This window comes from Enterococcus sp. DIV0755b (genome assembly GCF_051713765.1).
GTDB lineage: Bacteria > Bacillota > Bacilli > Lactobacillales > Enterococcaceae > Enterococcus_C > Enterococcus_C canintestini.
The window spans coordinates 144830-171293 of record NZ_JBIOQN010000001.1 but is presented as its reverse complement, the minus strand read 5'-3'; the positions used below and the strand labels follow the sequence as shown (position 1 = coordinate 171293).

Genomic DNA, 26464 nt, shown 5'->3' with positions numbered 1-26464 from the left:
TCGCACAACAAACCTTAGCGTCCTGCGCTACTGCTCGTAATTGTGAGGTGGGCCAGTAACGCTAGAAACATTATTACTAAAAAGATGGGATGAAACGCACTAGTAGCTTAGATTAAAAAAACACCCAAATCACCAAAACAGTTAAGGACAATATAGCCTACTAACTGTGGTGGCTTTGGGTGATTTTCTATTTTTCGGTTGGATAGTGAAATCCAGGTAGTTGCGCGCTTTGGCTAGTAAGAGGAAAGACATCTAATTGCGTAATATAAGCAGTTTTTATCACTTCATTTTGTAAGATTTTTTCTAGTTCAAAAGCTGGTAAGCGTAAAGTTACACCATAAATCTTAATACCATTTGTTTCCACCGCTTGTAAGATGTTTTGTAGTGTTGTTTTTTGCAGTAAATGGGCATCTTGGGCCAGAAAATCTTCATTTTCAATAAGGTAGTTAAGCAGTGATTTAAAGTGAGTTGTTTGTCTTTTTTCTTCTGGCCAGTTATTTTGTTTATCATTAGCTAGATAGCCAATTAAGAGGGGAAAATCTTCATTTAATTTTTTTTCATTGGTAACTGTCACACTAATGCCCGAAAAACTGCCAGTAGGAGCATAGCCTACTACCGTTGGCGTTTTATTTGGAGTAATTGCATTTTGTGGCGGCCGAACAGCTTGCCATAATGTGTCTGCGCCAGTAGTAGTCTCATTTAGCCAGTCTGAATACTCAGGGATACTTTTATCTTCTTTAAAGGCAAGATCGACGGTCACATAAGTACTTTTTGGTAAAACTTTGATATTTTCCAACAAATTACTTTTGGCTAGATTATTATCTGCAGAGGCTGTTTTTTTGGTTGCTAATTCTTGGCTGAAAATAGGTGAGATGGGATAGAAATTATTATCATAGTGGCGTTTATTGCGCGTTATTTCTAAGCCTTGAAAACCTACGACCTCATTACTATATTTTGGACTATAAGTTTCTTTAATTTGATAGCTACCAATGCCAGTTTGATCTATTGTCAAGTCAGTCATCGTATAACTAGGTAAAGTTAGTTCGTTGTAAATTTGCCGCGTAAAAAGATACTGATTATTAGCTAAATACGTATTTTTACCAGCAGGATTATAAAAGAATTGGTTTAAAACTTTAGGTACTGACCAAAATAAGCAGAGCGTTAAAAGAACAGTCATCACGACAATAAGTAAATTTTTTCGCTGATTTTTTTTCTTAATATTTTTTTGTATTTTCTCAAAATCAAAATTTTGTGGTTTCATCTTGTAAAATCTCCTTTAATTTTTGCCGGCTGCGATACATTTTTGTTTTTACTTGTCCCAGTGATAAATTGGTAAAAGCGGCAATCTCTTTTGTCGACCAATCTAAAAAGTAAAATAGATAGAGTAGTTCTCGTTGGGAATCAGAAAGTAGATAAAGAGCTTGGTAGAGCCTGTTCTTTTTTTCGTTATGTAAAAGTTGTTCCAAAGGTGAAGTTGCAGAATTTGAAATTACTGGTGGTCTTTCCTGTTCAAAAGAGGTCATTTGCCACCTCTTTTTGTGACGTTGTTCGTCTAGATAACGATTTTTAATTACTCGCAAGAGCCAAAACTTCACCATATCTTTGGTTAAACTGTCTAATGACTTAACCAATTGATAAAAAGCTTCACTCACTAAATCTTCGGCTAAAGCAGCGTCTTTGGTTAGACTAAAAGCATAAAGCCAGCATTCTTTAGCATATTGTTCATATAAAATAGCCAGTTCTGGCTTCATCTTTTTCACCCCTTCACTTTAAAAACGTTTCTTTTACCAATTGGTTACATAATTTCTTTAATTTTAACATTTCCTTTAACTTTTTTTGAAAGGGGATTTATGAAGGTTAAAAAAATGTCTAAAAAAAAAATATTTGTTACACTAATTTTAAGTAATAGATAAAAAGTGATTTTTTTGGAAAGGATGAGAAAAGATGACGGGAAAAATTGCGGCAGTGGGTTTTTATGAAGGGTTACCCCTAAGTGATCCCAATAGTTTTCAAGATGTCGAGGTGTCACGTCCTCAGCCTTTATCCAATGATTTATTAGTTGCAGTTAAAGGTGTTTCGGTAAATCCAGTGGATACCAAATTGCGACAAACGGCCCCTAAAACCAAGCAACCGCAAATTTTAGGTTTTGATGCTGTGGGTGAAGTAATAGCAACTGGTGCTAATGTTCATGATGTTCAAATTGGAGACAGAGTTTATTACGCTGGGACGACTAAACGAGCTGGGAGTAATCAAGAGTTGCAACTCGTTGACCGACGAATTTGTGCTTTAGCTCCCAAAACATTAACCGATGCCCAAGCAGCAGCAATGCCGTTAACAACAATAACCGCTTATGAATTATTATTTGAAAAATTTGGTTTAATTGCTAAAAAGGACGCAAATGAAGGAAAAAATATTCTCATAATCAACAGCGGTGGTGGTGTGGGTTCTGTTATGAGTCAACTAGCACATTGGGCAGGCTTGACGGTTTATGGTACCAGTAGCCCGCATAATTTTGAATGGTTACGCTATAATAAAGTCGATTTTCCCATTGACTATCATGGTGATTTGAAAAAAAATTTGGCCGCAGGTGGAGCAAAAAAATTTGATTACATCGCGGTGCTTTATGCGATTACACCATATTTTGATGCAATCAGTACCTTAATCGCACCACTCGGGCATGTGGGGACAATTGTAGCGATAAAAGAAGACTTGCCATTAGTTGCATGGAAAAATTTATCGGTTAGTTTTGATTGGGAGTATATGTTCACGAAAACAGATTTTCACACAGATATTGCCAGCCAAGGAAAAATTTTAGCTCATGTAGCGCAGTTGGTGGATGAGGGTGAAATTCAGACTACGTTGACGCAAACTATTACCGGAGGCATTAATGCGACCAATTTAAAAAAAGCAACGGCTTTGGTAGAAGCGGGACATATGGTTGGTAAAGTGGTGGTTACAGGTCCTTTTTTATAAAAGTGACGTTATTTTTAAAATACTAAAATAGGAATTCGCATTTTTAGTAAATGAGGTGTCTATTTTATACTATTCTTATAGTATTAGTTTTTTAGCTTCTAAGATGAATTTTTAAATCATTTGAAGTGTTTTTAATAATGGCTTTTGAATTGATTTAAAAATTTATCTGTTATTTATTTGGTTGTTGAGTTTTTTTGCTTTGGTGGTGGTTTAAAAAACGGAGGACACATCATGGAACAAAGAAAAATAATTGGGAAGATACTACAAGTTATTCTTGCTATTATTTTAGGATTAGTTGCTTATTGGGTGTTAATTGTATTAACGGGGACAACACCGGTATAAAATGCGTAAGAAAGGAGTAAAGAATGGGAAAAATTCAGTATTATTTTGGATTAACGTTGGTGGGTTTTTTACTGGCGTATTTTTACAAATTACAGGATTGGCGCCTTTTTTTACTGCTAGGATTACCCGCTGCTTTAACAGGCTACTCCTTAGCTGCGTATCAAAAGGAGCCTGTTAAAAAATGAAAAGGGATACATTTAACTCAGGTGTCATCTTGCTTTTTTATAAAAGTGAAAAAACAAATGGAAATGTTAAAAAGTTAAGCTAAAATGGGATTTTCCTTAACTTTGAGCAATTCCATTTTTTTTATGCCCGCTTTCCCATATAATGAGCATGAAACTAACTAAAAGGAAGTCGCATATGAAAACGATGAAGCAATTATTACATGAAAAGGCGCTCCAACCTTATCTTTGGCAAGCGCGTTATGGCGTAGAAAAAGAAAGTCAACGTATTACTGTGAACGGTCAACTGGCAAAAACCGATCATCCCAAAATTTTAGGCAACCGCGCTTATCATCCTTATATTCAAACAGATTTTGCAGAAACCCAACTGGAATTAGTGACACCAGTTGCAAACTCGCCACAAGAGTTGATGCGTTGGCTTGCTGCTATTCACGATGTGGCATATCGTTCTTTACCAAAAGAAGAAATGATGTGGCCGTTAAGTATGCCACCGATTTTACCGCTAAAAGATGAAGACATCGTGATTGCAAAATTAGATACTTTTGAAGATGTTTTGTATCGGCGTTATTTAGCCAAAACTTATGGTAAAAGAAAACAAATGGTCAGTGGAATCCATTTCAATTTTGAATTTGGAGCAGAGTTTTTACAAAACTTATTTGCGGTTCAAGAGCAATATCCTGATTTTACGGATTTCAAAACAGCGATTTACTTGAAAGTGACCCGCAATTATTTGCGCTATCGCTGGTTTTTAACCTACTTATTTGGGGCAACACCGACAAGTAATGAAAATTATTTTGTTGCAGATATTGCACCTAAAGAACCCGTACGTAGTATTCGCAACAGCCGGTTTGGTTATACCAATCACGATGATGTACAGGTTTCTTATGAAAGTCTAGGACAATACCTTGCAGATATTGCGCGGATGGTGGAAGTTGGTAAACTCTCAGAAGAAAAAGAATTTTATGCACCAGTACGCTTAAGAGGTGGGCAAAAAGTAGCAGATCTAGCAAAAACTGGGATTCGTTATATTGAATTACGTAATATTGATTTGAATCCTTTTGCACCTTTTGGTATCGATGAAAAACAAATTGAATTTTTACATGCCTTTATGTTATACATGCTTTATTTACCAGAAACTGAAGCTGCGGATGATTGGGTAGCAAAAGGCGATGCCATCAATAATTTTGTTGCTTTAGAAAGACCAGATCGGGTGACAGATTTTGTTGAAGAGGGCATGGATTTAGTAGCAGGATTAAAAGAACTGGTTAAAAACTTAAAACTGCCACTAGCAGAAGATTTCTTTGATTTTGCTCAACAGGCTTTTGAAGATCCAAACCAAACATTAGCTGCACGATTATATGCGGTCACAAAAGAAGATATGACGACTTGGGCTAAGACGGTGGCAAAAGAAAATCAAGCGCAAGCTTGGCAGAAACCTTATCAATTAGCCGGATTTACCAAAATGGAGTTATCCACGCAAATTTTAATGTTTGATGCCATTCAAAAAGGTGTTCAGGTCACGGTATTAGATGAAGAAGATCAATTTTTACAACTGCGTTTTGCCGGTCGCACAGAATATGTGAAAAATGCCAATATGACCAGTAAAGACAGCTATGTTGTGCCTTTAATGATGGCAAATAAGACAGTTACCAAAAAAGTGTTGGCAAATTCAGGTTTTCGCGTTCCACAAGGATCAGAATTTGCGGACATGGAGACTGCGGTTTTGGCTTATCCTAAATTTGCGGACAGTGGTTTTGTAGTCAAACCCAAATCGACTAACTATGGTTTAGGAATTTCTATTTTTAAACATGGTGCTAGTTTAGCTGATTTTAAAGAGGCATTAGCAATTGCTTTTGCAGAAGATTCTGCTGTTTTGGTGGAAGAATTCATGGCAGGAACTGAATATCGTTTCTTTGTTTTAGATGGATCGGTTAAAGCTATTTTGTTACGAGTGCCGGCAAATGTGGTCGGGGATGGTCGCCATACAATTGCAGAGTTAGTCGCAGCAAAAAATGAAGATCCATTGCGAGGAAGTCACCACCGCGCACCATTAGAGCTGATTCAATTAGGTGAAATTGAAAAGTTGATGTTAAAAGAGCAAGGTTATGCCACGACAAGTGTTCCAGCTGAAGGGGTAATTGTTTATTTAAGAGAAAACTCTAACGTTAGTACCGGTGGCGATTCAATTGATGTAACCGATGAATTCTCACAAGATTATAAAGAAGTAGCCGCCAAAGCTGTAACGGCTTTAGGTGCGAAAATTTCGGGGATTGATTTAATTATTCTCGATAAATTGCAACCAGCAACTTCACCAAACGCCTATGGGATTATTGAAGCCAACTTTAATCCAGCCATGCACATGCATGTGTATCCTTTTAGCGGAAAAAGTCGCCGTCTAACCATGGCAGTTTTAAAATTTTTATATCCTGAAATCAACTAAGCATAATTAAAAAGGTTGTGACAGAAGCAGCTTCTTCGAAAATAAGACGGAATTTCTAAAAATTTGAAAAACAATTTTCGGAAATTCCGTCTTATTTCTTGAAGCTGGTCACTTTTGTCACAACCTTTTTTGCGAATAAATAATGTTTATAGTAAATTTCCTAAAGGTTTTAATCTTTATAATTCTTAGTATTCAAAACTTTTAATTTCAATTGTTTGCTTTGTTTCTTCCACTTTTAAACCGGTAGTATTTTCCCACCAGGCTTTCATTTCCTTTTCGTAAGTGGTCGGGAAGGCATCGACGATTTCTAGCAAATTTTTGTTATTAATCTTGGCATAAGGAAAATTTAAGGTTAGATTATATTTTAATTCAGTTAGGAGACTATAATATTGAAACATTAAATAATTCATTTCCTCTTTATCATCGCAAGCTAAAACTTTCGGTGCGCGGTCCAGCATGAAGCCAAAACTACGCATCATAAACATAATACCGTCTAAATGATCGACTTGAATGTAAGAAGCATCTTTTAAAATATCAATGTGAGTATCCAAAGCTTCGAGTAATTCTGTCTTTAAAGCGGTGTATTCTGGTTGTATCATCGCATTTCCTCCTCAGATTAGTAGCAAATAGTGGCGTAGATTAGCTTTTTAATGGAAAAAGCGATCAAAGAAACCGTGCTTTTTTTCTTCATCCTTTTTCTCGGGTGCTTTTTTTTCTTCGGGATATTTCTTTTCTACATCAATCACAGGCTCATTGACGGCTTCTTTGGCGACTAAAAGTAAGCCAAAACTATCAGGATTGGCGTCTACAAAATCATTTACCACAGTAAATTTTGCATGATTCTTAGTCGCTAGTTGAATGTATTCACTTTGCAAACTTTCTGGCATTTGACCGTTTAAAAGAATTGTCGCATCTTCATGCTTTTTTAGCTCCGTTAAAAAGCTTTCTTTGTCAGCAGAACTTTTCATTTGAGCAATCGTCATACTTAAATAACAGCGTTCTCGAAAAGTTCCCATATATTTGTGTTGTTCATCAGGATTAACTAATGGCGTACCATAGCGGCCTTTATCTAAATGCTGTTGTAATTCGTCTGTCATCTCGTCGCCCCCAATAATTCTAATAAATTAATTATAGCATGTTTGTAAGAAAAGGTAAGAAAATGCTTGCATAATTACTGGTGCAGTTGTTTTAATAAAAACTAGCTTTTTTTCTGAAAATGAAAGAGGTATAATATTTACTGTTGAGTGGATAAAGTGAAAACTTAGCCAAGGAGGACAGTGCTGTTGTGGAAAATCCAAAAGAGAAGCTCTTGTTGCCACTAATTATTTTATTTTTATTGGTTAGTACATATATCGACAATCTTTCGCTAGGGCAAATTATCGCTTTTGTTTTAGTTGTGGTTCTTTTACCAGTTGGGTTGAAATTTTTTATGGCGCGGCAAATGGAGCGTTCAAAATAACAAGATGATTTAAAAACACGTCTGCTTTTTTAGTGGATGTGTTTTTTTTAGCTAATAGAAAAATTAACTGATTTCTATTAGTAAGCGATTCTAAAGAGCTGCAATTTAAAAAAACAATTTATTAAAATTCTATCTTATTGCTTGAGAGCGGAGCGAGTTTCCTTCAGCTTTTCTTTTATTTCTGTACTATAATAAAAAGAAAAAGGGACGAAGAAGGGATTTTTGTGAAACGGATTTTAGTAAATGGCAAAATTTTTACTGGTGACAAATTTTTCTCTGCAATGGAAATAACCGATGATAAAGTGAGTTGGCTAGGAGATAGCCAAGGGGCACGTTTACGCAATGCCGATGAAGTGGTTGATTTAAAAGGCCGTTTAACGCTGCCAAGTTTTTGGGATATTCATACGCATCCTCTATGGATTGCTGAAACAATTGGAAGTGTAGCTTGTACACCACCAAATGTTGCCAGTATTAAAGAGATGATTGCCGCTTTAAAAAAATCACCTCAAGTAGGCAAAAAAGATGCATGGATTGAAGGTTGGGGGTATGATGAATCAAAACTTGCCGAAGGACGCACCCCGACAATTGATGATTTAGATCAAGTATCAAAAACGCAGCCGGTGTATGTTTTACGCTCGGATTGTCATTCTTGTGTGGTTAATTCAGTGGCGTTAAAATTAGCTGGGATTACAAAAGAAACGCCAGATCCTTTTGGTGGGATGATTGGCCATTTTAAAAATGGTGATCCAAATGGTGTAATGATAGAAAATGGCGCCACCAAGTTAATTAAAGCCGTTAAGGAAAAAGATACTTTTGAAAACGTCGTGAAAAAGACCATGAAGTTAACAACGCACTATCGCGCCCGTGGTATTGGGGTTATTAGCGATATGATTAGTTTAATGTCCCCTTACGATTATGGTGAAATTTATTCAGAAGCTGCCCGTCGCGGTCTAGCCCAAGAGGTCTATTTGTATTATTCAATTGATGAAATTAAACGCCTGCAATTAACCACACTACCGCAACCTAGTCATCCTCAGGTTCATGCAGCAGGCATTAAATTATTTATGGATGGGACAATCTCCAATCAAACGGCACGAGTTAAAAAGCCTTATAAAAACTCAGAGAGTACCGGTTTTGCTATCAATACAGTTGAAGATTTAAAATTTGCCTATGAATTTGCTAAAAAGAATGATTGTCAAATTGCGATTCATGCGATGGGAGATGCGTCAATTCAACTGATTTTAGATACTTATGGTGATTTGGCACCGTGGTTAACAGATCGTCCTTCTATTCGAATTGAACATGCTACTTTATTGAGTGATAAACTGTTAAAAGAATTTGCGGCAGCCAAAATGAATTTTGCTTTTGTCACCCAAATTATTTTCCTCTATGCTGAATATGCGGCATATCAGAAAAATTTAGAGGAAAAACGATTAAAAGAATGCTATCCGCTGGCTTCGTTATTAAAAAGTGGTGTTACAACAGCTTTATCTTCGGATGCACCGGCGACAGCTTGGATTAAACCAGATGATGTTTTTGCCAGTCTTACCGCGGCAGTCACGCGCATTGGTGCCAATGGGGAAGATTTAAATCATAAAGAAGCAATTGATCTGCCTGCAGCTTTACAACTTTATACAAAAGCAGCGGCTAAAATGGTGAAAACAGACAAGACAGCTACGCTTTCAGTCGGCCAAAGTGCAGATATTATTGTACTTTCACAAGATTTATTTACTACTAATCCAGTAAAGTGGCAGGAAACAACGATTGAAAAAATGTACTTACGCGGAGCAGAAATCAAAAATTAGCGAGGTGTTAAAATGGAAGAAATGGTTAATATTCCCCTCACATTTGCGGAAAATACGATTTTAGAGACTACACGTTTGCGCTTACGGCCTGTTCAAATTTCAGACGCACAAGATATGTATGAATATGCCAGTGATGAAGAGACCACAAGATTTGTTTTTTTACAGCATCGCAGTTTAGAGGATAGTAAATTTGCAATTGCCAATTATTTTATGGCTGAGCCTTTAGGTAAGTATGCCATTGAAGAAAAAAAGAGTGGCAAAATGATTGGAACCATTGATTTACGCGTGGAGTCTAATTATGGTCGCGGAGAACTCGGCTATACTTTAAACAAAGCTTATTGGGGGCAGGGATTAATGCCAGAAGCGGCTTTTGCGCTCCTCGTTTTAGGTTTTGATCAAATGAAGCTAGTTTCCATTGGGGCGTATCATAATTTAGAAAATGGTAAATCTGGACGAGTGATGGAAAAAATCGGGATGAAAAAAATTACCGAAATCAAAAGTAGTCGTTTATGGAAAGGGCAACTTATTGATGAAGCTTTTTACATGATTACTGCGTCTGATTGGCGAAAACGTATTATGTAGAAGTAACAATATTTTTTAGGTGGTAATTTAAAAGCAGTGTTTGAAAGGAAATGATCAAATGAAACTTTCAATTGAAACAGATGTAGTAGAATATATCCGCAACAAGATGCACGCAGGAGATTTAATATATTTGGATTTTGAAGATGGCGATGGTCCATTTGCAAATACAGGGCTTAGTTGTCGATTGGATTTGAGTTTTCGCATCTTACTAACACCAGCAGATTATCCTGTAAAAGGGTTAGAAGTTTATGATGAAACGTTAGTAACGGCGTTAGGTCCAATTAAAATGAAAAAAAGTTCGGCGCGTTATTTAGAAGATGAAACGCAATTAGTAGAAAATAAAGCGATGCATACACTGCAATTAAAAGGCAAGAGTGGTATTTTAGCGACTAATATTCCCGTTTTACGGATTAATAAAGTGATTGCAGGTGGTAATAGTGGGAAAATTAGCGGTTGTTAGTGATCTTCATGCCGATATTAATCGTTTTACGACTGAAGATCTTGCCCAACTCGTCACCGTTTTACAAGAAAAAAAGGTTGATCGCCTGCATTTTGCGGGAGATTTAGCTAATAAGGTTGAACGAGCACTGGCGATTGTCGCGTATTTTGAACAATATTTTCCGACTACCTTTAATTGGGGAAATCATGAAATGGCTGATCTTGCCCCAGAGCAGATTGAAGATTATCCTAATCCGGCTTTTTTGAATCAAAAAGCATTGGCACTAAATCATACAACTGTTTTAGTCGGATATAACGGTTGGTATGATTATCGCTTTTCTACTTTGGAGGATGAAGAAAAAATAAAAGCCGTTAAACAATTGTATTGGTATGATCGTGTCATTAAAAGAAACGACAGTGATCCAAATGTTGATTTGCAATTACGGCGGCGTTTAAAAATCTTATTGGATGCGTTACAAAAAGAGGACAAACAAGTGATTTTAGCCACGCATTTTGTCCCCAAAAAAGAATTTATTGTTTATCAGACTGAACCCAAATTAAAACGTTGGAATGAATTGAACGCCTTTTTAGGTTCGGCGGCATTGGGCGAGCTGTTAAATCAGTATGACAATATTAAACAGGTAGTCTTCGGCCATACTCATCGTCGTTTTAACGATCAAAAGATTCATGGGACCTGGTATAGTTGTCATCCTTTTGGTTATTTTTTTGAATGGCAATTAACGCGAAATTTCGTTTTGGAAAATAAATTAGTAGAAGAGTATAATCCGATGAAATTAAGAGGGGTTTTAAAAACCCATGAAGCTCAGTTTAAGGAATATCAAACGCAACATTTAAAAAGTGAGTTTGAACAAGCACTCACCGTTATTGATTATTAAAAAAGTGATGACAAACGTCTAAAAACGTTTGTCATCACTTTTTTAATAAAACTTTTTTATAAGAATAAACCTTTATAAAGTAAGATAGCGACAATACTTGCTAAAATTGGAGCTAAAACAGGTACCCAGGCGTAATCCCATTGAGAAGAGCCTTTATATTTTAAAGGTAAAATACTGTGTAAAATTCTTGGTCCCAAGTCACGAGCAGGATTTAAACCAGGCCCAGTTGGTCCACCTAAAGATGCAACTAAAGTCCAAACTAGAAAACCTAATGCAAAGTGAGCTGTACCCAAGTTATCTTGGAAAAAAGGTGCTTTGGTAATTCCGATGGCACCAAAGAACAAAATGAAAGAACCGAAAAATTCATTAACAAAACCATTTAATTTTGAACCGACACTGTTAATTGTTGAAAATGTTCCTAAGACATGGTTTGTATCTTCTGTTTGGTCATAGTAAGGTTTGTAACACGCTACGACAATTAATTGACCCACAATGGCACCTAGCATTTGCGCTACAATATAAGGTAAAACTTCGCTCCAAGGAAACATGCCAGCAACTGCTAAACCAATTGAAAAAGCAGGGTTAATGTGGTTACCACTGATTGAACCAAACATCATCGCAGGAATCATAACCCCACAACCATAACCGACGGCAATTAACATCCAATCACTACCATAGCCTTTTGTACCTTTCAAATCGACGTTTGCTACCGCGCCGTTACCTAGCATAATTAAAAAAGCTGTTCCGACAAATTCGGCTGCTAGGCGTGTCATTAATGAATAATCCAAATAAAAAACCTCCTAAAATTTTTGCTTGAGTTTAAAATAAGTGCAAGAAAAATAAAGCAAAAAACTCAAACATTACTATAAAAACAGATTTTATTTAAAAAAACAAATGATAACACTTGTGAAAATTTCAGGAAAAATGCTGTTACATAAACATTAAAAGTATTACAATTATTTTAATAGTAATCATAGAAAGTGTTTTCTATTGCGCCATAACAGGCACTTTGCTAGAATAAAAGACAAGGATTGTTTAACATCCTAATTATTTTATTCCGAGTAGGAGGAATTATTAATGAACAAAGCAGATTTAATTTCAGCTGTGGCTGAAAAATCAGGGGTTACTAAAAAAGATGCTACTGCTGTATTGGCTGCCATTATTGAAACTGTTGAAACTACGCTTAAAGCAGAAGACAGTGTTCAAATCATGGGCTTTGGTACTTTTGAAACACGTAAACGTGCAGCCCGCAAAGGTCGCAATCCACAAACTGGTGAAGAAATCGAAATTCCAGCATCCGTTACACCAGCTTTCAAACCTGGTAAACAATTAAAAGACGCTGTAAAATAAAAAACGGCCGTGATAATTATCACGGCGTTTTTTTTGTCATCAAAAAAATAACTTTTATATATCGAGCTACTAGTTGAGTGTTAGAAAGGTTCCATTCAATTTTGTTTATTTGATTGGTGCAAAATAGCGTTGCGGCAAGCGACGTAAAAGAAAAATACCTAAGATGCCACAAGCAACTGCTTTTATGATACCTGGAATAATAAAAGGAATAAAGCCGGTTTTAAGAGCTGCAATAAATTCCATTCCCGTACCAAATTTTAACCAGGCAGTCCCAAAAGCTAGCGTCACCATCGCGCCAACAATATTGGCAATCACAGCCCAAAAGTAATTTTTTTTAGTATTATCTAAAATACTGCCTGTGACTAAGCCGTTAAAAATAAAGCCAATTAAAAAGCCACCGGTTGGTCCAAATAATACACCGAAACCTGCGCTGCCACCGGCGAAAACAGGTATGCCAATTAAGCCTAAGAGTAAATAGATCGTAATCGCCCAAGTGCCTGTCTTACTTCCTAAGATAGTGACCGTTAAACCGATGATAAAAGTTTGTAAAGTTAGAGGGATTAAGCCTAACGGAATAGTAACTTGGGATAAAATCGCGATAATCCCAGCAAAGATTGCAGCTAATAGTTGTTCTCGTAAAGAAATACGCATTTTTTTCACTCACTTTCGTTAACTTCATTTGCAAATGGTTAACCAAATTATATTTCTTGGTTAACGAAAAGTAAAGTTCTTTTTTTGTTCTCCCCTAAAATTAAAAAATAGCGTATGATACAAAAAGGAAGAAAAAAGAAAGGGTAACGAAATTATGAAGCGATTGAAAAAGCAGTTGATTTTTATTGTTGGTATAGTGGCGTTAGTAGTTTTGCTACTTTCGTTTTACAAACCAGCGGGAAAATCAGATGATGTCAAAGAAAGTTTTGAGCAATCTCCACGTTTTTCACAAACTGAAATTGGCGCTGCGGCAGCTGTTGTGAAAAGTGGATTTCCATCTGTCTTTAAAAACTGTCGGTTAGATACATTGGAGTTTAAAACAGATTTGCAAAAGTATGCCCGCTTAAAAACGGAAAATAATGTGTCAGATAAGACCGAATACTTATTGTTAACCAGCACGCTTTATGTCGGACCGAATGGGTATGAAAATTTACGTCCCAATACTTATTACAGAGACTGGTGTTGGTATTTAAAAAGAGTAGATCAAGGACAGTGGCAATTATATTATTATGGGAATTTAGGCTAGTTTTAGTTAGCTGAGAGTGAGGCAGTTCGCGGGCAAGCGACTGTCTTTTTTTGTGTGGAAAGATATAGCTTTAAATCCAATACCAAAGAATTTATATAGCAAAAGTTTCGTATCATAATACTTGTAAGAGCAACGAGGCAATGACAAGGAGGTGGGGGAGCTCAATGTTATGGTTTTAAAACGTACAGTTAAATAAAAAAATACCACGTCGCAAAAGACGTGGTAAAATTGAAATTCTTACATTAATTGGTTGTAGAATTCAACGACGAATGATTCGTCAACATCAGGTGTCATTTCTTCACGTTCTGGTAAACGAGTTAATGAACCTTCTAATTTTTCATCGTCAAAGCTAACGAAAGCAGGACGTCCGATTGTTGCTTCTAAAGCAGCGCGGATTGCTACGTTGTTTTGAGATTTTTCGCGAACACCGATCACTTGACCAACTTCAACGTGGTATGAAGGGATGTCAACGCGTTTGCCGTCAACTGTGATGTGGCCGTGGTTTACTAATTGACGTGCTTGACGACGAGTAGTAGCCAAACCTAGGCGGTAAACGACATTATCCAAACGTTGTTCTAACAAGATCATGAAGTTAACACCAAGTTTACCTTCTTTGATCCGGCCAGCTTTAACGAATAAGTTACGGAATTGACGTTCGTTCATGCCGTACATGTGACGTAGTTTTTGTTTTTCAGTTAATTGCAAGCCGTATTCAGATTTTTTACCGCGGCTGTTAGGGCCGTGTTGACCTGGTGGGAAAGGACGACGAGCTAATTCTTTACCAGTTCCAGACAATGAGATGCCTAAACGACGTGATAATTTCCATGATGGTCCAGTATAACGTGACATTTAAAAATTCCTCCAATAAAATAAATTGTTTTTTGGAGTAAAATAATCCGATGAAAAATTCATATTCGTACAGTTCATCCTTCAATCTTCACCTTTGCAGCCGCGGTTACACAATTGAACTGGCAAACCAGCGATGAACTGGTGACGAGCTATTACTTTTCTGCTGCATTATTTTACACAAAGTTTATTGTACGATAATTGTCTACTTGTAGTCAAGAGAAATTGTCTTATGAACCAAAATTGCAAAAGTAGTCAAAAAAAAAAGAAGTTAATAAAAATACAACGGTTATTTATCTGGTAGTTTTGCATTACTATCTCTCTTAGTACAATGAAATAGCACAAATTTTTAATGGAATTGCTTTTCTTAGTAAAAACAGTCATTTTGATAACAAAAAAGAAGCCAATTTGAAAAAAAGATTAAAGAGAATGACAGTCGTGTAATTTTGTTGCGGGCTTTTTCAGAAATTTACCGAAATAACTTTACAAAATCACTTTGCCTCTATAAAATAAGTGGGTATTTATAATTATTCATTTAAAGTAGAGGAGAAAAGAGATGAATCCTGTATCACCATTATTTTCAAAAATTGACACATCGATTGAAAAGAAAGTTGATTTAATTCAAGGCAGTTACTTCCGGTATGCGGTTCGTGCAATTTTAGCTTGTTTGTTTTTAGGTTTGGGAACAGCAGTGGCATTTGCAATCGCTATGAAAGGCGAGCATATTGTGCCAGGTTTGGGTAAGATGTTATATGCTTTCATGTTCAGTTGGTCACTTGTGATGATTTTGTATTTGAATGCGGAATTAGGTACTTCAAATATGCTATATATGACAGTTGGTGTTTATCGTAAACGTTTGAATTTTGGCTTGGCTACGAAGATTTTATTTTCTTGTATTTTATTTAATTTAATTGGTGGTTTAGTGGTGGGCTTTTTAATCGCACAAACAGGACCATTCCAAGGGCTAGAACCTGATAACTTCTTTTTTACTTCAATTACAGGTAAATTGGAAAAATCAACCGTGCAAATTTTGATCGAAGCAATGTTTGCCAATATTGTCGTGAATACAGCCGTTTTAATCAGCATGCGTATGAAAGACGATGCTGGTAAAGTAGCAGCGATTATCTTCATTATTTTTATCTTTGCCTTTTTAGGATATGAACACGTTATTGCAAACTTCCCGGCTTTTTCATTAGCTTATTTTGCTTCTGGTGGTGCCATTGAAGGAATGACAACCGGAGCAGTTTTACACAACCTTATTTGCGCCTTAATCGGGAACTACATTGGGGGCGGTCTGGTTATGGGCTTAGGCTTTGCATGGTTAAATAATTCTAAATCTATTTATGTTGACTAATATTTAACGGCTATAACAATAAGTAGTGGTAAATCGTTAAAAGATTTTACCCACCGCTTGTTGTTATAGTCGTTTTTTTATTTTCTAAGCGGAGTTTAAAAAGGAGAAGTCTTGCTTGTTTTAAAGATTACTTTTACAATTAGTTTTGAACGATTGGAAAATGCTATAATTTTTCATAAGGAGATTTTATGTCACGATTATCTTTTGACCCTGACCCAATCAAAGCTACGCCAATGGCAAAATATATGAAAAATAAGTTTCTTTTTTTGGGTGTTCAAAAACCGCTACGAGCAAAAGCGGAAAAAGAGTTGCTAAAAGAAAGTCTTACATGGTCGGTGGCTAAATTACAAACTGAGATTTTTTATTATTACCAGCTAGAGGCACGAGAATATCAATATTTAGCCATTGATTTATTTAATCAAAATGTTTTACGCCTCAATTTAGGAGAGTTGGCAGAATATGTACCATTAGTCGCTACCAAAGAATGGTGGGATAGCATTGATGTGTGGCGTAAGGGCTTTAATGATTATATCAAAGCTTATCCGGAAACTTTAACGGAAGTCTTTAGCTGGTTTTACCAAGCTGAAGATTTTTGGTTAAGACGGATTAGTATTACGTTACAATTGCAAAGTAAAATAAAGACGGACTTGTCTTTGTTAGAGCAGGCGATTTTATTTGATCAACAGACGCCTGAATTTTTTATTCAAAAAGCGATTGGTTGGGCGTTGCGGGAGTATAGCAAAACAAATCCAGTCTATGTCACAAATTTTATTGCCCAAAATAATTTAAGTCGCCTTGCTGTGAGAGAAGGCAGTAAGCATCTAAAGAAAGCGAGTAAAAAATGAAACGAAAATTAATTGCCTTTGATATTGATGGAACATTGTTGAATAGTCAAAAAGAAGCGTTGGCTAGTACGAAAAAAGCATTGGAAATATTGCGAAATAACGGCCATTTAGTCATGGTAGCGACTGGACGGAGCCGGTTTTTGGCCCAACCTGTTTTAACCGAATTAAATTTTCACAACTACATTGTCTGTAATGGATCAGCTGCCTTTTTGGATCATAAACAAGTCTATAAACATTTATTAGACCAAGATCAATTGACTGCTTTTGTAGCGGAAATGGATCAATTAAAGATCGATACGGCTTTTATTGGCATGGATGCTATGCGCCGTCATAGCGATTTTGATGTAGTTAGAATGGATGAAGCAATGCGCTCTTTTGGTTCCCATGTGCCAAAACAAGATGCAAATTTCAAAAACCAACAAGAAATTTATCAAGCATTAGCTTATTACGATGATACCTATGAAGGTTTTTTTGATGAAAAATATCCTGCTTTGCGTTTTGTGCGCTGGCATGAAAAATGTGTGGATGTAATTCCTGAAAATGGCTCTAAAGCTGCCACTATTATCCACTTAGGTGAAACACTTGGCATTGACCGCAGTGACATTATTACGTTTGGTGATGGTCAAAATGATAAAGAAATGTTAGCCGCAGCTGGTGTAGGTGTGGCAATGGGAAATGCAACAGCAGATGTTAAAGATGTAGCTAATTTTGTGACAGCTTCAAATGATGAAGATGGAATCTTTCACGCGTTGAAAGAATTTGCGTTGATTTAATTAGGAGGTGCTAAAGATGAAAATTGCTTTAATTGCTCACGATCGCAAAAAAGATTTGATGGTGCAAATGACAACTGCCTACAAAGAAATTCTCGCACAACATGAATTATATGCCACCGGCACAACTGGTCAGAGAATTGCTGAAGCTACTGGTTTAAAGGTGCATCGGTATAAATCTGGGCCTTTAGGAGGCGACCAACAAATCGGCGCGATGTTAGCCGCAGACGATTTGGATATGGTAATATTCTTGCGCGATCCTTTAGCAGCACAACCCCATGAACCAGATGTGACAGCTTTAATTCGGTTGAGTGATGTTTACGAAATCCCCCTAGCTACTAACATTGGAACGGCTGAAATTTTGATACGAGGTCTGGCTTTAGGGTTAGCTGATTTTCGCGAAATTATACACGAAAATGACCAACGGCCACTTTCTTTTTAAACATAAAAAACGCGTTTTGCCTCAAAAGGTAAAGCGCGTTTTTATTTTGGGATAAAAGAGAAGATAAGGCACTATTTTGTTAAAATAAGGAACACTTTTTTTTCTTTAAAAAAACCACTATAATAGAGCAAGACATTTAAGAGAAGAGGAAAATTTGTGCGGGTATTGTTTATTGGAGATGTTGTGGGTTCATTAGGGCAAAAAACGATTACAGAATATTTACCAAAGTTAAAGAAAAAGTATCGTCCTCAAGTTACCATTGCTAATGGTGAAAATGCGGCCGGTGGGCGTGGAATTACTGGCAAAATCTATAAGAAATTTTTGCAAGATGGTGTTGATGTGGTGACATTGGGCAATCACACTTGGGATAATCGTGATATTTTTGAATTTATCGGGGATGCTAAAAAGATGATTCGGCCAGCTAATTTCCCCCAAAAAGCACCAGGAGTAGGGATGGTTTTTGTTAAGGTAAATGAAATCGAACTGGCTGTCATTAATTTACAAGCCAGAGCTTTTATGACCGCAATTGATGATCCTTTTACAAAGGCCGATGCGTTAGTAGCAGAAGCCAGAAAACGGACACCGTATATTTTTGTCGATTTTCATGGTGAAACCACCAGTGAAAAACAAGCATTAGGCTGGTATTTAGATGGCAAAGTTTCCGCAGTTGTTGGTACCCATACACACGTACAAACAAATGATGGGCGCATCTTACCAAAAGGTACTGCCTTTTTAAGTGATGTGGGCATGACAGGACCGTATGATGGTATCTTAGGTATGAAAAAAGAAGGGGTTATTGAACGTTTTTTAACTGCATTACCTCAGCGTTTTGAAGTTGTAGAAGAAGGCCGCAGTATTTTATCGGCTTGTGTGATTGAAATTGATGAAAAAACTGGGCATGCTAAAAAAATTGAGACGATTCAAATTTCAGCAGATCGTCCTTTTTATGAATAGGAAGAACAGATGGAAAAATTTGAACCCAAAATAGCTGCTGGGTTAAATGAACTAACCAAAGCTCTAGCAGAAAATGAGATTGTGAAAGATTATCGCCAGATTGCGCGAAAAGTGGCGAATAATTCCCGCTTGCAAGATTTGGAAGAAAAAATAAAAGCAGCGCAACAAGAGGCTGTTCAATTTGCTCACTATGGCAAACTTGAAGCCGAAAAAATGGCCCTTATAAAAGCAGAGCATTATCAAAAGGAATATGAAAATCATCCTTTAGTCATTGCTTATCGGGAAAAGTTGATACTAGCAAATGATTTGTTGCACTTTTTGACTGATAACATTTCCCAAAATGTTAATCAGGCAATAGAAAAAATGGCTGATAAAGAGATTGAATAAATGCTCTAAGTAAGCTTTGCTTAGTGCGTAATCCTTTTAAAAAAGCAGACAATCATAAATAAATTACAGTAAAAAAGGCTAATTGAAGGAGGAGCTTTAATGCCTCAAAAGACCAAAAATACACCGATGATGGAACAATATTTAAAGATAAAAGCCAATTATCAAGATGCTTTTTTATTTTATCGTCTGGGGGATTTTTATGAAATGTTTTACGATGACGCGATTAAAGCTGCTCAAATTTTAGAGTTGACATTAACTAGTCGCAATCGTAACGCCGATGATCCTATTCCCATGTGTGGTGTTCCTTATCACGCAGCTCAAGGCTATATTGACACGTTAATTGAACAAGGTTATAAAGTGGCGATTTGTGAACAAGTGGAAGATCCTAAAACCGCTAAAGGTATGGTAAAACGCGAAGTTGTGCAATTGGTTACTCCCGGGACTGTCATGGATGCCAAAGGACTAGCGGCAAAAGATAATAATTTTTTGACTGCCTTAAGTTTTAACAATAATCAGTATGGTTTTGCCTATGTAGACTTAAGTACAGGAGAACTAAAGGCGACCACTTTACCAGATGAAGAAGCAGTTTTAAATGAAGCGAGTGCGCTTCAAACAAAAGAAATTGTATTTACGAGTGAGATTTCATCAGATTTGCAACAGACTTTAAAGAAACGACTCAACTTGGTTTTCTCCAGTCAAATGGAAATGAAAGAAAATGCGGAATTTCAATTTTTAACAAGTGAACTAACTGAAACCATTGAAAAAGAAGTAACTGGTAAACTGCTGTGTTACTTAGCAGAAACGCAAAAACGCAGTTTGGCTCACATTCAAAAAGCGCAAGAGTATCAGCCTGATCACTACCTTAAGATGGATTACTATTCTAAATTTAATTTAGAATTAGCCCAATCGATTCGGACGGGTAAAAAACAAGGAACGTTATTGTGGTTGTTAGATGAAACGAAAACGGCAATGGGAGGGCGTTTGTTAAAACAATGGTTAGATCGTCCTTTAATTCAGAAAAAACAAATCTTTGCTCGTCAAGAAATGGTGCAATCCCTCTTAGATAGTTATTTTGAACGTGCTGATTTACAAGAGAATTTAACTAAAGTATATGATCTGGAACGCTTAGCTGGACGAGTAGCTTTTGGCAACGTAAATGGCCGCGATTTATTACAGTTAAAAACTTCATTGGTTCAAGTGCCACAAATTCGCACACTGCTAAACGGCATTAATACTGGTGCTTGGAATGCTCTGCTACTGGATTTAGAGCCTTTGGATGATTTGGTTACGTTAATTGAACAAGCGATTAATGAAGAGGCGCCATTAGCGATTACAGAAGGTAACGTTATTAAAGACGGTTTTAATGACCAATTGGATCAATACCGTTTGGCGATGCGCAATGGGAAACAATGGTTAGCGGAACTAGAAGCAAGTGAACGGGAAGCTACTGGTATTAAAAATTTAAAAGTAGGGTTTAATCGCGTTTTTGGTTACTATATTGAGATTACAAAAGCGAATTTGGGCAATTTAGCTGAAGGCCGCTATGAGCGCAAACAAACGCTGGCAAATGCAGAACGTTTTATTACCCCAGAGTTGAAAAAGCTGGAAACACAAATTTTAGAAGCCGAAGAAAAATCTGTTGATTTGGAATATCAGCTCTTTTTAGCTGTGCGAGAAGAAATTAAACAAGCGATTACGCGCCTGCAAAAATTAGCCAAAGCCTTAAGTGAAGTTGACGTTTTACAAAGTTTTGCGACCATTGCAGAACGTTATCAATATGTTCGTCCGCAGCTAAATAATCAACATGAGTTAACGATTAAAGAAGGCCGACATCCCGTGGTGGAAAAAGTTTTGGGGCATCAAGAATATATTCCCAATTCGATTACAATGGATCAAGAAACGCTGATTCTATTAATAACTGGACCGAATATGTCGGGGAAAAGTACGTATATGCGCCAGTTAGCACTGACGGTGATTATGGCACAAATGGGAAGTTTTGTACCGGCTGAAAGTGCTAATTTACCCGTTTTTGATCGGATTTTTACCCGAATTGGTGCAAGCGATGATTTAATTGCCGGTCAAAGTACATTTATGGTGGAGATGATGGAAGCCAATCAGGCCCTTCGTCATGCAACTAATAATAGTCTAATTTTATTTGATGAATTAGGTCGCGGGACAGCAACTTATGATGGTATGGCGTTAGCACAAGCAATTATTGAATACATTCATAAGGTTGTTAAAGCAAAAACGCTCTTTTCTACCCATTATCACGAATTGACAGTTTTAGATGAAGTCTTACCACAATTACGCAATATTCATGTTGGAGCAGTGGAAAAAGACGGTGAAGTGGTCTTCTTGCATAAAATGATGGAAGGCGCTGCCGATAAGAGTTACGGCATACACGTCGCTAAAATTGCCGGTTTACCGACGGATTTATTAGAGCGCGCGGCAACGATTTTACAACATTTGGAAAAACAAGATGGAACAAAAGCACAGCCTACCCAAGTTGCAGAAGAAGTTGAACAAATTTCATTGTTCCAAGAAGTTTCCACAGAAGAGTTGGGTGTGATTGATACGTTGAAAAAAATCGATTTACTCGACACTACTCCCCGTGAAGCGTTAAATATTTTATACGAGTTACAAAAACGAATTTAGAAAAGGAGGCAGACGATGGGTAAAATTCAAGAGTTATCTGAACGTCTTGCCAATCAAATTGCTGCCGGTGAAGTGGTGGAACGCCCCGCCTCGGTTGTAAAAGAATTAGTTGAAAATGCGATTGATGCAGGATCGACTCAGATTGATATTTTAGTCGAAGAAGCCGGATTGAAAAAAATTCAAGTAACTGATAATGGCGAAGGAATTGCTGAAGATGATGTAGTGAACGCCTTTAAACGTCACGCGACAAGTAAAATTCATAGTCGGGATGATTTGTTTCGCATTCGAACATTAGGATTTCGTGGTGAGGCATTGCCAAGTATTGCTTCTGTTTCTTATGTCACAGTTGAAACAGCAGTTCAAACCCACCAGCAAGGGTCGTTGTTGCGTTTAGAAGGTGGAAAAGTCGTTGAACATACACCAGCGCCTTTGCGTCAAGGAACTAAAATTACTGTTGAAAATCTATTTTACAATACACCAGCGCGCTTAAAATACGTTAAGACATTACAAACGGAGCTTTCAAATATTGGCGATATTGTGAACCGTTTGGCACTTAGTCACCCTAATATTGCTTTTCGCTTAGTGCACGATGGCAATAAAATGTTAACGACAGCGGGAAATGGTGATTTAAAACAAACGATTGCAGGAATTTTCGGGGTACAAACCGCTAAAAAAATGTTAGATCTTGCAGCACAAGACTTAGATTTTACGGTGAAAGGCTATATTTCATTACCAGAAGTAACTCGGGCGAGTCGTAATTATATCTCAACGATTATTAATGGCCGCTACATTAAAAACTTTGCCTTAAATAAAGCTATTATTACAGGCTATGGTTCTAAATTAATGGTCGGCCGTTTTCCGATTGCGGTTTTAGAAATCACCATGGATCCTTTATTAGTCGATGTGAATGTTCATCCTACCAAACAAGAAGTGCGCTTATCAAAAGAACCAGAATTAACCAAATTAATTAGTAAAACAATTAATGACCGTTTAAAAAGTGAGAATTTAATTCCTGATGCTGGAGAAAATCTAGACTTTAAGAAAAAAATCCCGCGGACAGAACAAGAAAAAATCGAGCAATTGCAAATGGAATTACCAAATGCTGAAAAGAAAAATAGCGGACTAGCCTTTGATCCCGGTAGTGGTAAATTTATTTACCGTAATTCACAGTCTGTGGATAAAGCTGTGGAAGATTGTGGACAAGTTTCAGAAAAGCCAGATAAAAAGCTAGAAGAGGCAACAGATAAACGGGAAAATCAAGAAGAAGATTTCCAACAAGTAGTAGAAATTCAAGAAGAATTACCTACAGTGCCAAGTTATCCCAAAGTGTCAGAAGAAAAAACAGATTCTACTCCTCTGCAGGAAAATCCTGTTGTGGATAAATATATGGATGTGGAAAACATTCCCTCCAATTCTCAAGCTGATCTTTCTTTATCACAAGATGAAATAGAGGCAGAACTGCAAAGCGAGTTGGACCATCCAGAATTTAGTCTTCATGATCCAAAAGGTAGCCAAGCTTTAAATAAAGCGATTGCTACGCTAGAAGCAGAAAAAACTGGCGAACGTTTTCCCCAACTGGAATATTTTGGACAAATGCACGGGACCTATCTTTTTGCTCAAAGTAGTGATGGCCTTTATATTGTCGATCAACATGCTGCCCAAGAGCGGATCAAGTACGAATATTTTCGGGAAAAAATTGGGGATGTGAGCAGTAACTTACAAGAATTACTCGTACCTATCGTGTTGGATTATCCTAATAGTGATGCGATTAAATTACGTGAGAAAAAGGAAATGCTCTTAGATGTCGGGATTCAATTAGAAGATTTTGGTGCCAATAGTTTTATTATTCGTGCCCATCCAACGTGGTATCCCGCTGGACAAGAAGAAAGTATTACCAGAGAAATGATTGATATGTTGCTGATGACAGGAAACGTTAGCGTCAAAAAATTTCGCGAAGCAACAGCAATTATGATGAGTTGTAAACGATCAATTAAAGCCAATCATCATTTAAATGAATTACAAGCACGGGTCTTATTGCAAGATTTAGCTTTATGCGAAAATCCTTTCAATTGTCCTCACGGTCGGCCGGTTTTAATTCACTTTAGTAACGGCGATATGGAAAAAATGTTCAAACGCATTCAAGATCCTCATCGCTCTGCTATGGCTGGTTTAGAAGATTAATTTTTCAAATGGTAAATTAAGCGAGCAATAAAATTAGCCCGAAAGATTGCAGTCGTAATCTTTCGGGCTAATTTTTTGTGTTTCACAAACGCACTCTTGGCGACATTAAGTCGAAATGCTAAGAAATTTGAGGAACAATTTCGTAACATTCCGCCTTAATGCTAAAGAGTTAAGCGCGTTTGTTTAGCTTTTCTATTTAAAATACTGCAAAAGGCTGACGTATTTTTTGTTATTTTCTGGCATAATAGGAAAAAGTCTTATAAAAGAAAGAGTGTTGTGGATGATTGTTGATTTTATTATTTTAACGTTGTTGTTTAGTATTGGGATACTCATGATAAATTTTTTAATCTTAGTACTAGAAAAAGATAGCTCGCGTAAAGGAATGGCCGCCTTAACAGTAATGGAATTACTAGTAATGGCAGTTTTTTTATATCTGGTACTACCAAGTAAAAATTTAAGTTCTCTTTTGTGGTATAACTTATGGGGAGCTTTTGTTGCTGTTTTAATTGCAAGTCTATATTTGGCCATTAAAAAAGCGGGCAAAAAAATTGGTAAGAAGATACCAGCGGCTAATGAAAAACGTGTGGATGTTACTCCTGAAACCAAACTAGCAATGGGGCAATTAGGAAAAGTCTTTGCGGCGGTAGTGGTGTTGATGGGAGTATTATTTGCAGTTTCCAAAATTAGCGGGATTACCTCTATTGATGAAGTTTATTCTTCTATTCCCGCAAAAACAAAGGAAAAAGCAGAAGTGCTAACTTCAACTAAAGAAACACCAATCGCCATTGCTCCTGATATGGCGAAGCGAAAAATGCTGCAGAAGTTTTCAGTCATTCCCAATTCGAATATGTTTACATTAGATGGGATTACTGCTCAGACAATCAATGGTGAGTATGTTTATGTAGCAACTGTGGAATACAATGGCTTTTTCAAATGGCTTAAACTCGGTGAAGTTCCCGGTTATTTCAAAATTAGTGCTACAGACATAAATGCCCAACCTGAATTTGTCAAAGAGCCATTGAAATACACACCGTCTGCTTTTTTCAACCAAGATGCAGGACGCAAAATTTATGCTGCTTTTCCTGGTTATGCTTCATATGGGAAAATCAATTTAGAGATTGATGATAAAGGGATACCTTATTATATTCAAACTTTATACAAAGAATATGGTGTAACCGGGCTAATGCATTATAATCAATTCAAAACAGCCGTGCTAAACGCACAAACAGGCGAAGTTAAATTGTATGACAGTAAAAAAGCACCTGCTTTTGTGGATGCGCCGATTACATCGGCTGCGGCTAATAGTATGAATGAATTCTTTGGACGTTATGGCCAAGGCTGGTGGAATCAATTTGTCTTTGGCGCTAAAAAAGATGTCAAAGTCCCAACTGATAACGGTATTTATGCTTCTGGTCAATTAACACCGATGTTGAGCAAAGAAGGCCAGTTAAATTATTTCACCGACTTTACCAGTGGTGATGATGATCAAGATTCTGCTTTAGGTTATTCCTTAATTGATGCGCGCAGTGGCCAACTGACCTATTACCGTGATTCAGAAGTTGGGATAATGGATAGTGACGGTGCAATCTCCATTGCTGCAAAAATTTATCCCGAAAAGAAATGGGATGCTGAGATGCCAGTCTTATATAATATTGATGGAGTGCCCACGTGGATTGTGTCGTTAATGGATACAAAAGGTATTTTCAAAAAATATGTTTACATTAATGCAGTGGATAACGATATTGTCGTAGACGCTGAAAATGCGCAAAATGCATTGGATGCTTATCGGATTGAGCTTGCAACAAAAGGTAGTAACAATAGTAGTACCCAAGCAGATGCTTTAACCCAAAAAAGTGGTGTAGTACAACGTGTTGTCGTACTTGCCAATGGTAACAATACCGTAGTGTCTTTCTTATTAAAAGATGAGCGGACAGTTTATAGTGTTAATTCAAATAATAGTCCTTATGCTATCTTCATCAAAGAAGGGGATAATGTAACTTTTAAAGCTAATGTGACGGCTGATCAAACCGCAGCCAGTATTCAAGATTTAACCGTTGAAGGTTTAGGGATAAAAAAATAAGACGATTTAGCGTCAAAGGGGTTGTGATAGAAGTCTTATCACAGCTCCTTTTTAGGAATAAACAGTGTGACAGAAGTAATTTTTTAACAAATCGAAATTTCGCAAAAAGTCGAAAAAATTTTGCTTGCAATTTCGTCTTATTGCTTGAAGCTGACCGCTTTTGTTGTAACCTCTTTTACAATTGCAATATTAAGTATAAAATGAGGGTACTTTGTAAAATGAGTGGAAATAAAGGAGGAGTTTTTC

General features: G+C 36.8%; 26 protein-coding genes. 19 read left to right on the top strand and 7 right to left on the bottom strand.

Features of this window, described 5'->3' with window-relative positions:
• Nucleotides 1–187 precede the first annotated feature (187 nt).
• Both IGI65_RS00920 and IGI65_RS00915 read right to left on the bottom strand, forming a co-directional pair.
• The gene (locus IGI65_RS00920) at nucleotides 188–1261 is read right to left on the bottom strand and encodes an anti sigma factor C-terminal domain-containing protein (RefSeq protein ID WP_438772960.1); all 1074 of its coding nucleotides are present in this window, start codon (nucleotides 1259–1261) and stop codon (nucleotides 188–190) included.
• The gene (locus IGI65_RS00915; protein WP_438772959.1) at nucleotides 1242–1751 is read right to left on the bottom strand and encodes an RNA polymerase sigma factor; all 510 of its coding nucleotides are present in this window, start codon (nucleotides 1749–1751) and stop codon (nucleotides 1242–1244) included. The genes IGI65_RS00920 and IGI65_RS00915 overlap by 20 nt, the downstream gene beginning before the upstream one ends.
• 193 nt (nucleotides 1752–1944) lie before the next feature.
• On the opposite strand from IGI65_RS00915, the gene IGI65_RS00910 reads away from it, so the two are divergent.
• The 3 genes from IGI65_RS00910 to gshAB all read left to right on the top strand — a co-directional run bounded on the left by IGI65_RS00910 (nucleotide 1945) and on the right by gshAB (nucleotide 5937).
• Nucleotides 1945–2973 carry a zinc-binding alcohol dehydrogenase family protein gene (locus tag IGI65_RS00910; protein ID WP_438772958.1) on the top strand — a complete coding sequence of 343 codons (1029 nt, stop codon included), beginning with the start codon at nucleotides 1945–1947 and terminating at the stop codon, nucleotides 2971–2973.
• 365 nt (nucleotides 2974–3338) lie between these two features.
• The gene (locus tag IGI65_RS00905) at nucleotides 3339–3500 is read left to right on the top strand and encodes a hypothetical protein (protein ID WP_438772957.1); all 162 of its coding nucleotides are present in this window, start codon (nucleotides 3339–3341) and stop codon (nucleotides 3498–3500) included.
• 175 nt (nucleotides 3501–3675) lie between these two features.
• Entirely contained in the window at nucleotides 3676–5937 is a 2262-nt protein-coding gene (gene gshAB / locus IGI65_RS00900; RefSeq protein WP_438772956.1) for a bifunctional glutamate--cysteine ligase GshA/glutathione synthetase GshB, read from the top strand.
• A 185-nt stretch (nucleotides 5938–6122) separates the two neighbouring features.
• Here the strand turns inward: gshAB and IGI65_RS00895 are convergent, their stop codons facing one another.
• Together IGI65_RS00895 and IGI65_RS00890 are read right to left on the bottom strand one after the other, a co-directional pair.
• Nucleotides 6123–6536, bottom strand: a complete 414-nt coding sequence (locus tag IGI65_RS00895; RefSeq protein WP_071864277.1) for a hypothetical protein — start codon at nucleotides 6534–6536, stop codon at nucleotides 6123–6125.
• A gap of 48 nt (nucleotides 6537–6584) precedes the next feature.
• Entirely contained in the window at nucleotides 6585–7034 is a 450-nt protein-coding gene (locus tag IGI65_RS00890) for a YueI family protein (RefSeq protein WP_438772955.1), read from the bottom strand.
• Nucleotides 7035–7222: 188 nt separating this feature from the next.
• Here IGI65_RS00890 and IGI65_RS00885 point away from each other — a divergent pair, with 188 nt between their 5' ends.
• The 5 genes from IGI65_RS00885 (at nucleotide 7223) to IGI65_RS00865 (ending at nucleotide 11117) form a co-directional block, all read left to right on the top strand.
• The gene (locus IGI65_RS00885) at nucleotides 7223–7396 is read left to right on the top strand and encodes a hypothetical protein (protein ID WP_438772954.1); all 174 of its coding nucleotides are present in this window, start codon (nucleotides 7223–7225) and stop codon (nucleotides 7394–7396) included.
• Nucleotides 7397–7620: 224 nt separating this feature from the next.
• A complete protein-coding gene (locus IGI65_RS00880) occupies nucleotides 7621–9201 on the top strand; it encodes an amidohydrolase (protein ID WP_438772953.1) in 1581 nt (526 codons plus the stop codon).
• Between the two features lie 12 nt (nucleotides 9202–9213).
• Nucleotides 9214–9783, top strand: coding sequence for a GNAT family N-acetyltransferase (locus IGI65_RS00875; protein ID WP_438772952.1), 570 nt, complete (start codon nucleotides 9214–9216; stop codon nucleotides 9781–9783).
• 58 nt (nucleotides 9784–9841) lie between these two features.
• Nucleotides 9842–10243 carry an iron-sulfur cluster biosynthesis family protein gene (locus IGI65_RS00870; RefSeq protein WP_438772951.1) on the top strand — a complete coding sequence of 134 codons (402 nt, stop codon included), beginning with the start codon at nucleotides 9842–9844 and terminating at the stop codon, nucleotides 10241–10243.
• Nucleotides 10221–11117, top strand: coding sequence for a metallophosphoesterase (locus IGI65_RS00865; RefSeq protein WP_438772950.1), 897 nt, complete (start codon nucleotides 10221–10223; stop codon nucleotides 11115–11117). The genes IGI65_RS00870 and IGI65_RS00865 overlap by 23 nt, the downstream gene beginning before the upstream one ends.
• 56 nt (nucleotides 11118–11173) lie before the next feature.
• Here the strand turns inward: IGI65_RS00865 and IGI65_RS00860 are convergent, their stop codons facing one another.
• A complete protein-coding gene (locus IGI65_RS00860) occupies nucleotides 11174–11905 on the bottom strand; it encodes an MIP/aquaporin family protein (RefSeq protein WP_071864283.1) in 732 nt (243 codons plus the stop codon).
• 289 nt (nucleotides 11906–12194) lie between these two features.
• Here IGI65_RS00860 and IGI65_RS00855 point away from each other — a divergent pair, with 289 nt between their 5' ends.
• Nucleotides 12195–12467 (top strand): HU family DNA-binding protein, encoded by a 273-nt coding sequence (locus tag IGI65_RS00855; protein WP_071864284.1) that lies wholly within the window; start codon nucleotides 12195–12197, stop codon nucleotides 12465–12467.
• Nucleotides 12468–12572: 105 nt separating this feature from the next.
• Here IGI65_RS00855 and IGI65_RS00850 read toward each other — a convergent pair whose 3' ends face one another.
• Nucleotides 12573–13118, bottom strand: a complete 546-nt coding sequence (locus IGI65_RS00850; RefSeq protein ID WP_438772949.1) for a biotin transporter BioY — start codon at nucleotides 13116–13118, stop codon at nucleotides 12573–12575.
• A gap of 154 nt (nucleotides 13119–13272) precedes the next feature.
• On the opposite strand from IGI65_RS00850, the gene IGI65_RS00845 reads away from it, so the two are divergent.
• Nucleotides 13273–13704 (top strand): hypothetical protein, encoded by a 432-nt coding sequence (locus IGI65_RS00845; RefSeq protein WP_438772948.1) that lies wholly within the window; start codon nucleotides 13273–13275, stop codon nucleotides 13702–13704.
• A 237-nt stretch (nucleotides 13705–13941) separates the two neighbouring features.
• On the opposite strand, the gene rpsD is transcribed toward IGI65_RS00845, so the two are convergent.
• Nucleotides 13942–14553 carry a 30S ribosomal protein S4 gene (rpsD, locus tag IGI65_RS00840; RefSeq protein WP_016173655.1) on the bottom strand — a complete coding sequence of 204 codons (612 nt, stop codon included), beginning with the start codon at nucleotides 14551–14553 and terminating at the stop codon, nucleotides 13942–13944.
• Between the two features lie 553 nt (nucleotides 14554–15106).
• Here rpsD and IGI65_RS00835 point away from each other — a divergent pair.
• From IGI65_RS00835 to IGI65_RS00795, 9 genes are all read left to right on the top strand, one after another.
• Nucleotides 15107–15904 (top strand): formate/nitrite transporter family protein, encoded by a 798-nt coding sequence (locus IGI65_RS00835; protein WP_095006534.1) that lies wholly within the window; start codon nucleotides 15107–15109, stop codon nucleotides 15902–15904.
• Between the two features lie 188 nt (nucleotides 15905–16092).
• Nucleotides 16093–16749, top strand: coding sequence for a DNA alkylation repair protein (locus tag IGI65_RS00830; protein WP_438772947.1), 657 nt, complete (start codon nucleotides 16093–16095; stop codon nucleotides 16747–16749).
• On the top strand, nucleotides 16746–17522 hold the full coding sequence (locus tag IGI65_RS00825) for a Cof-type HAD-IIB family hydrolase (RefSeq protein WP_438772946.1): 777 nt from the start codon (nucleotides 16746–16748) through the stop codon (nucleotides 17520–17522). The genes IGI65_RS00830 and IGI65_RS00825 overlap by 4 nt, the downstream gene beginning before the upstream one ends.
• A 16-nt stretch (nucleotides 17523–17538) precedes the next feature.
• Complete coding sequence (mgsA, locus tag IGI65_RS00820) at nucleotides 17539–17961, top strand: methylglyoxal synthase (RefSeq protein WP_071864291.1); 423 nt, start codon at nucleotides 17539–17541, stop codon at nucleotides 17959–17961.
• Nucleotides 17962–18117: 156 nt separating this feature from the next.
• On the top strand, nucleotides 18118–18915 hold the full coding sequence (locus IGI65_RS00815) for a TIGR00282 family metallophosphoesterase (RefSeq protein WP_071864292.1): 798 nt from the start codon (nucleotides 18118–18120) through the stop codon (nucleotides 18913–18915).
• A gap of 9 nt (nucleotides 18916–18924) precedes the next feature.
• Nucleotides 18925–19302: a YlbF family regulator gene (locus tag IGI65_RS00810; RefSeq protein ID WP_438772945.1), complete on the top strand. Its 378-nt coding sequence runs from the start codon at nucleotides 18925–18927 to the stop codon at nucleotides 19300–19302.
• 99 nt (nucleotides 19303–19401) lie between these two features.
• On the top strand, nucleotides 19402–21957 hold the full coding sequence (gene mutS, locus IGI65_RS00805) for a DNA mismatch repair protein MutS (RefSeq protein WP_438772944.1): 2556 nt from the start codon (nucleotides 19402–19404) through the stop codon (nucleotides 21955–21957).
• A 15-nt stretch (nucleotides 21958–21972) separates the two neighbouring features.
• On the top strand, nucleotides 21973–24138 hold the full coding sequence (gene mutL / locus IGI65_RS00800) for a DNA mismatch repair endonuclease MutL (RefSeq protein WP_438772943.1): 2166 nt from the start codon (nucleotides 21973–21975) through the stop codon (nucleotides 24136–24138).
• A 280-nt stretch (nucleotides 24139–24418) separates the two neighbouring features.
• On the top strand, nucleotides 24419–26218 hold the full coding sequence (locus IGI65_RS00795) for a DNA-binding protein (RefSeq protein ID WP_438772942.1): 1800 nt from the start codon (nucleotides 24419–24421) through the stop codon (nucleotides 26216–26218).
• The last annotated feature ends 246 nt before the right edge of the window (nucleotides 26219–26464 follow it).

Bases quoted from the DNA above. Each gene is read 5' to 3' on its own strand.
- mutL (WP_438772943.1), top strand. From the start codon at position 21,973: ATGGGTAAAATTCAAGAGTTATCTGAACGTCTTGCCAATCAAATTGCT.
- IGI65_RS00875 (WP_438772952.1), top strand. From the start codon at position 9,214: ATGGAAGAAATGGTTAATATTCCCCTCACATTTGCGGAAAATACGATT.
- IGI65_RS00890 (WP_438772955.1), bottom strand. From the start codon at position 7,034: ATGACAGACGAATTACAACAGCATTTAGATAAAGGCCGCTATGGTACG.
- IGI65_RS00795 (WP_438772942.1), top strand. From the start codon at position 24,419: ATGATTGTTGATTTTATTATTTTAACGTTGTTGTTTAGTATTGGGATA.
- IGI65_RS00825 (WP_438772946.1), top strand. From the start codon at position 16,746: ATGAAACGAAAATTAATTGCCTTTGATATTGATGGAACATTGTTGAAT.
- IGI65_RS00835 (WP_095006534.1), top strand. From the start codon at position 15,107: ATGAATCCTGTATCACCATTATTTTCAAAAATTGACACATCGATTGAA.
- IGI65_RS00830 (WP_438772947.1), top strand. From the start codon at position 16,093: ATGTCACGATTATCTTTTGACCCTGACCCAATCAAAGCTACGCCAATG.
- IGI65_RS00870 (WP_438772951.1), top strand. From the start codon at position 9,842: ATGAAACTTTCAATTGAAACAGATGTAGTAGAATATATCCGCAACAAG.
- mutS (WP_438772944.1), top strand. From the start codon at position 19,402: ATGCCTCAAAAGACCAAAAATACACCGATGATGGAACAATATTTAAAG.
- IGI65_RS00910 (WP_438772958.1), top strand. From the start codon at position 1,945: ATGACGGGAAAAATTGCGGCAGTGGGTTTTTATGAAGGGTTACCCCTA.
- gshAB (WP_438772956.1), top strand. From the start codon at position 3,676: ATGAAAACGATGAAGCAATTATTACATGAAAAGGCGCTCCAACCTTAT.
- IGI65_RS00845 (WP_438772948.1), top strand. From the start codon at position 13,273: ATGAAGCGATTGAAAAAGCAGTTGATTTTTATTGTTGGTATAGTGGCG.
- rpsD (WP_016173655.1), bottom strand. From the start codon at position 14,553: ATGTCACGTTATACTGGACCATCATGGAAATTATCACGTCGTTTAGGC.
- IGI65_RS00905 (WP_438772957.1), top strand. From the start codon at position 3,339: ATGGGAAAAATTCAGTATTATTTTGGATTAACGTTGGTGGGTTTTTTA.
- IGI65_RS00915 (WP_438772959.1), bottom strand. From the start codon at position 1,751: ATGAAGCCAGAACTGGCTATTTTATATGAACAATATGCTAAAGAATGC.
- IGI65_RS00850 (WP_438772949.1), bottom strand. From the start codon at position 13,118: ATGCGTATTTCTTTACGAGAACAACTATTAGCTGCAATCTTTGCTGGG.
- IGI65_RS00920 (WP_438772960.1), bottom strand. From the start codon at position 1,261: ATGAAACCACAAAATTTTGATTTTGAGAAAATACAAAAAAATATTAAG.
- IGI65_RS00895 (WP_071864277.1), bottom strand. From the start codon at position 6,536: ATGATACAACCAGAATACACCGCTTTAAAGACAGAATTACTCGAAGCT.
- mgsA (WP_071864291.1), top strand. From the start codon at position 17,539: ATGAAAATTGCTTTAATTGCTCACGATCGCAAAAAAGATTTGATGGTG.
- IGI65_RS00855 (WP_071864284.1), top strand. From the start codon at position 12,195: ATGAACAAAGCAGATTTAATTTCAGCTGTGGCTGAAAAATCAGGGGTT.
- IGI65_RS00810 (WP_438772945.1), top strand. From the start codon at position 18,925: ATGGAAAAATTTGAACCCAAAATAGCTGCTGGGTTAAATGAACTAACC.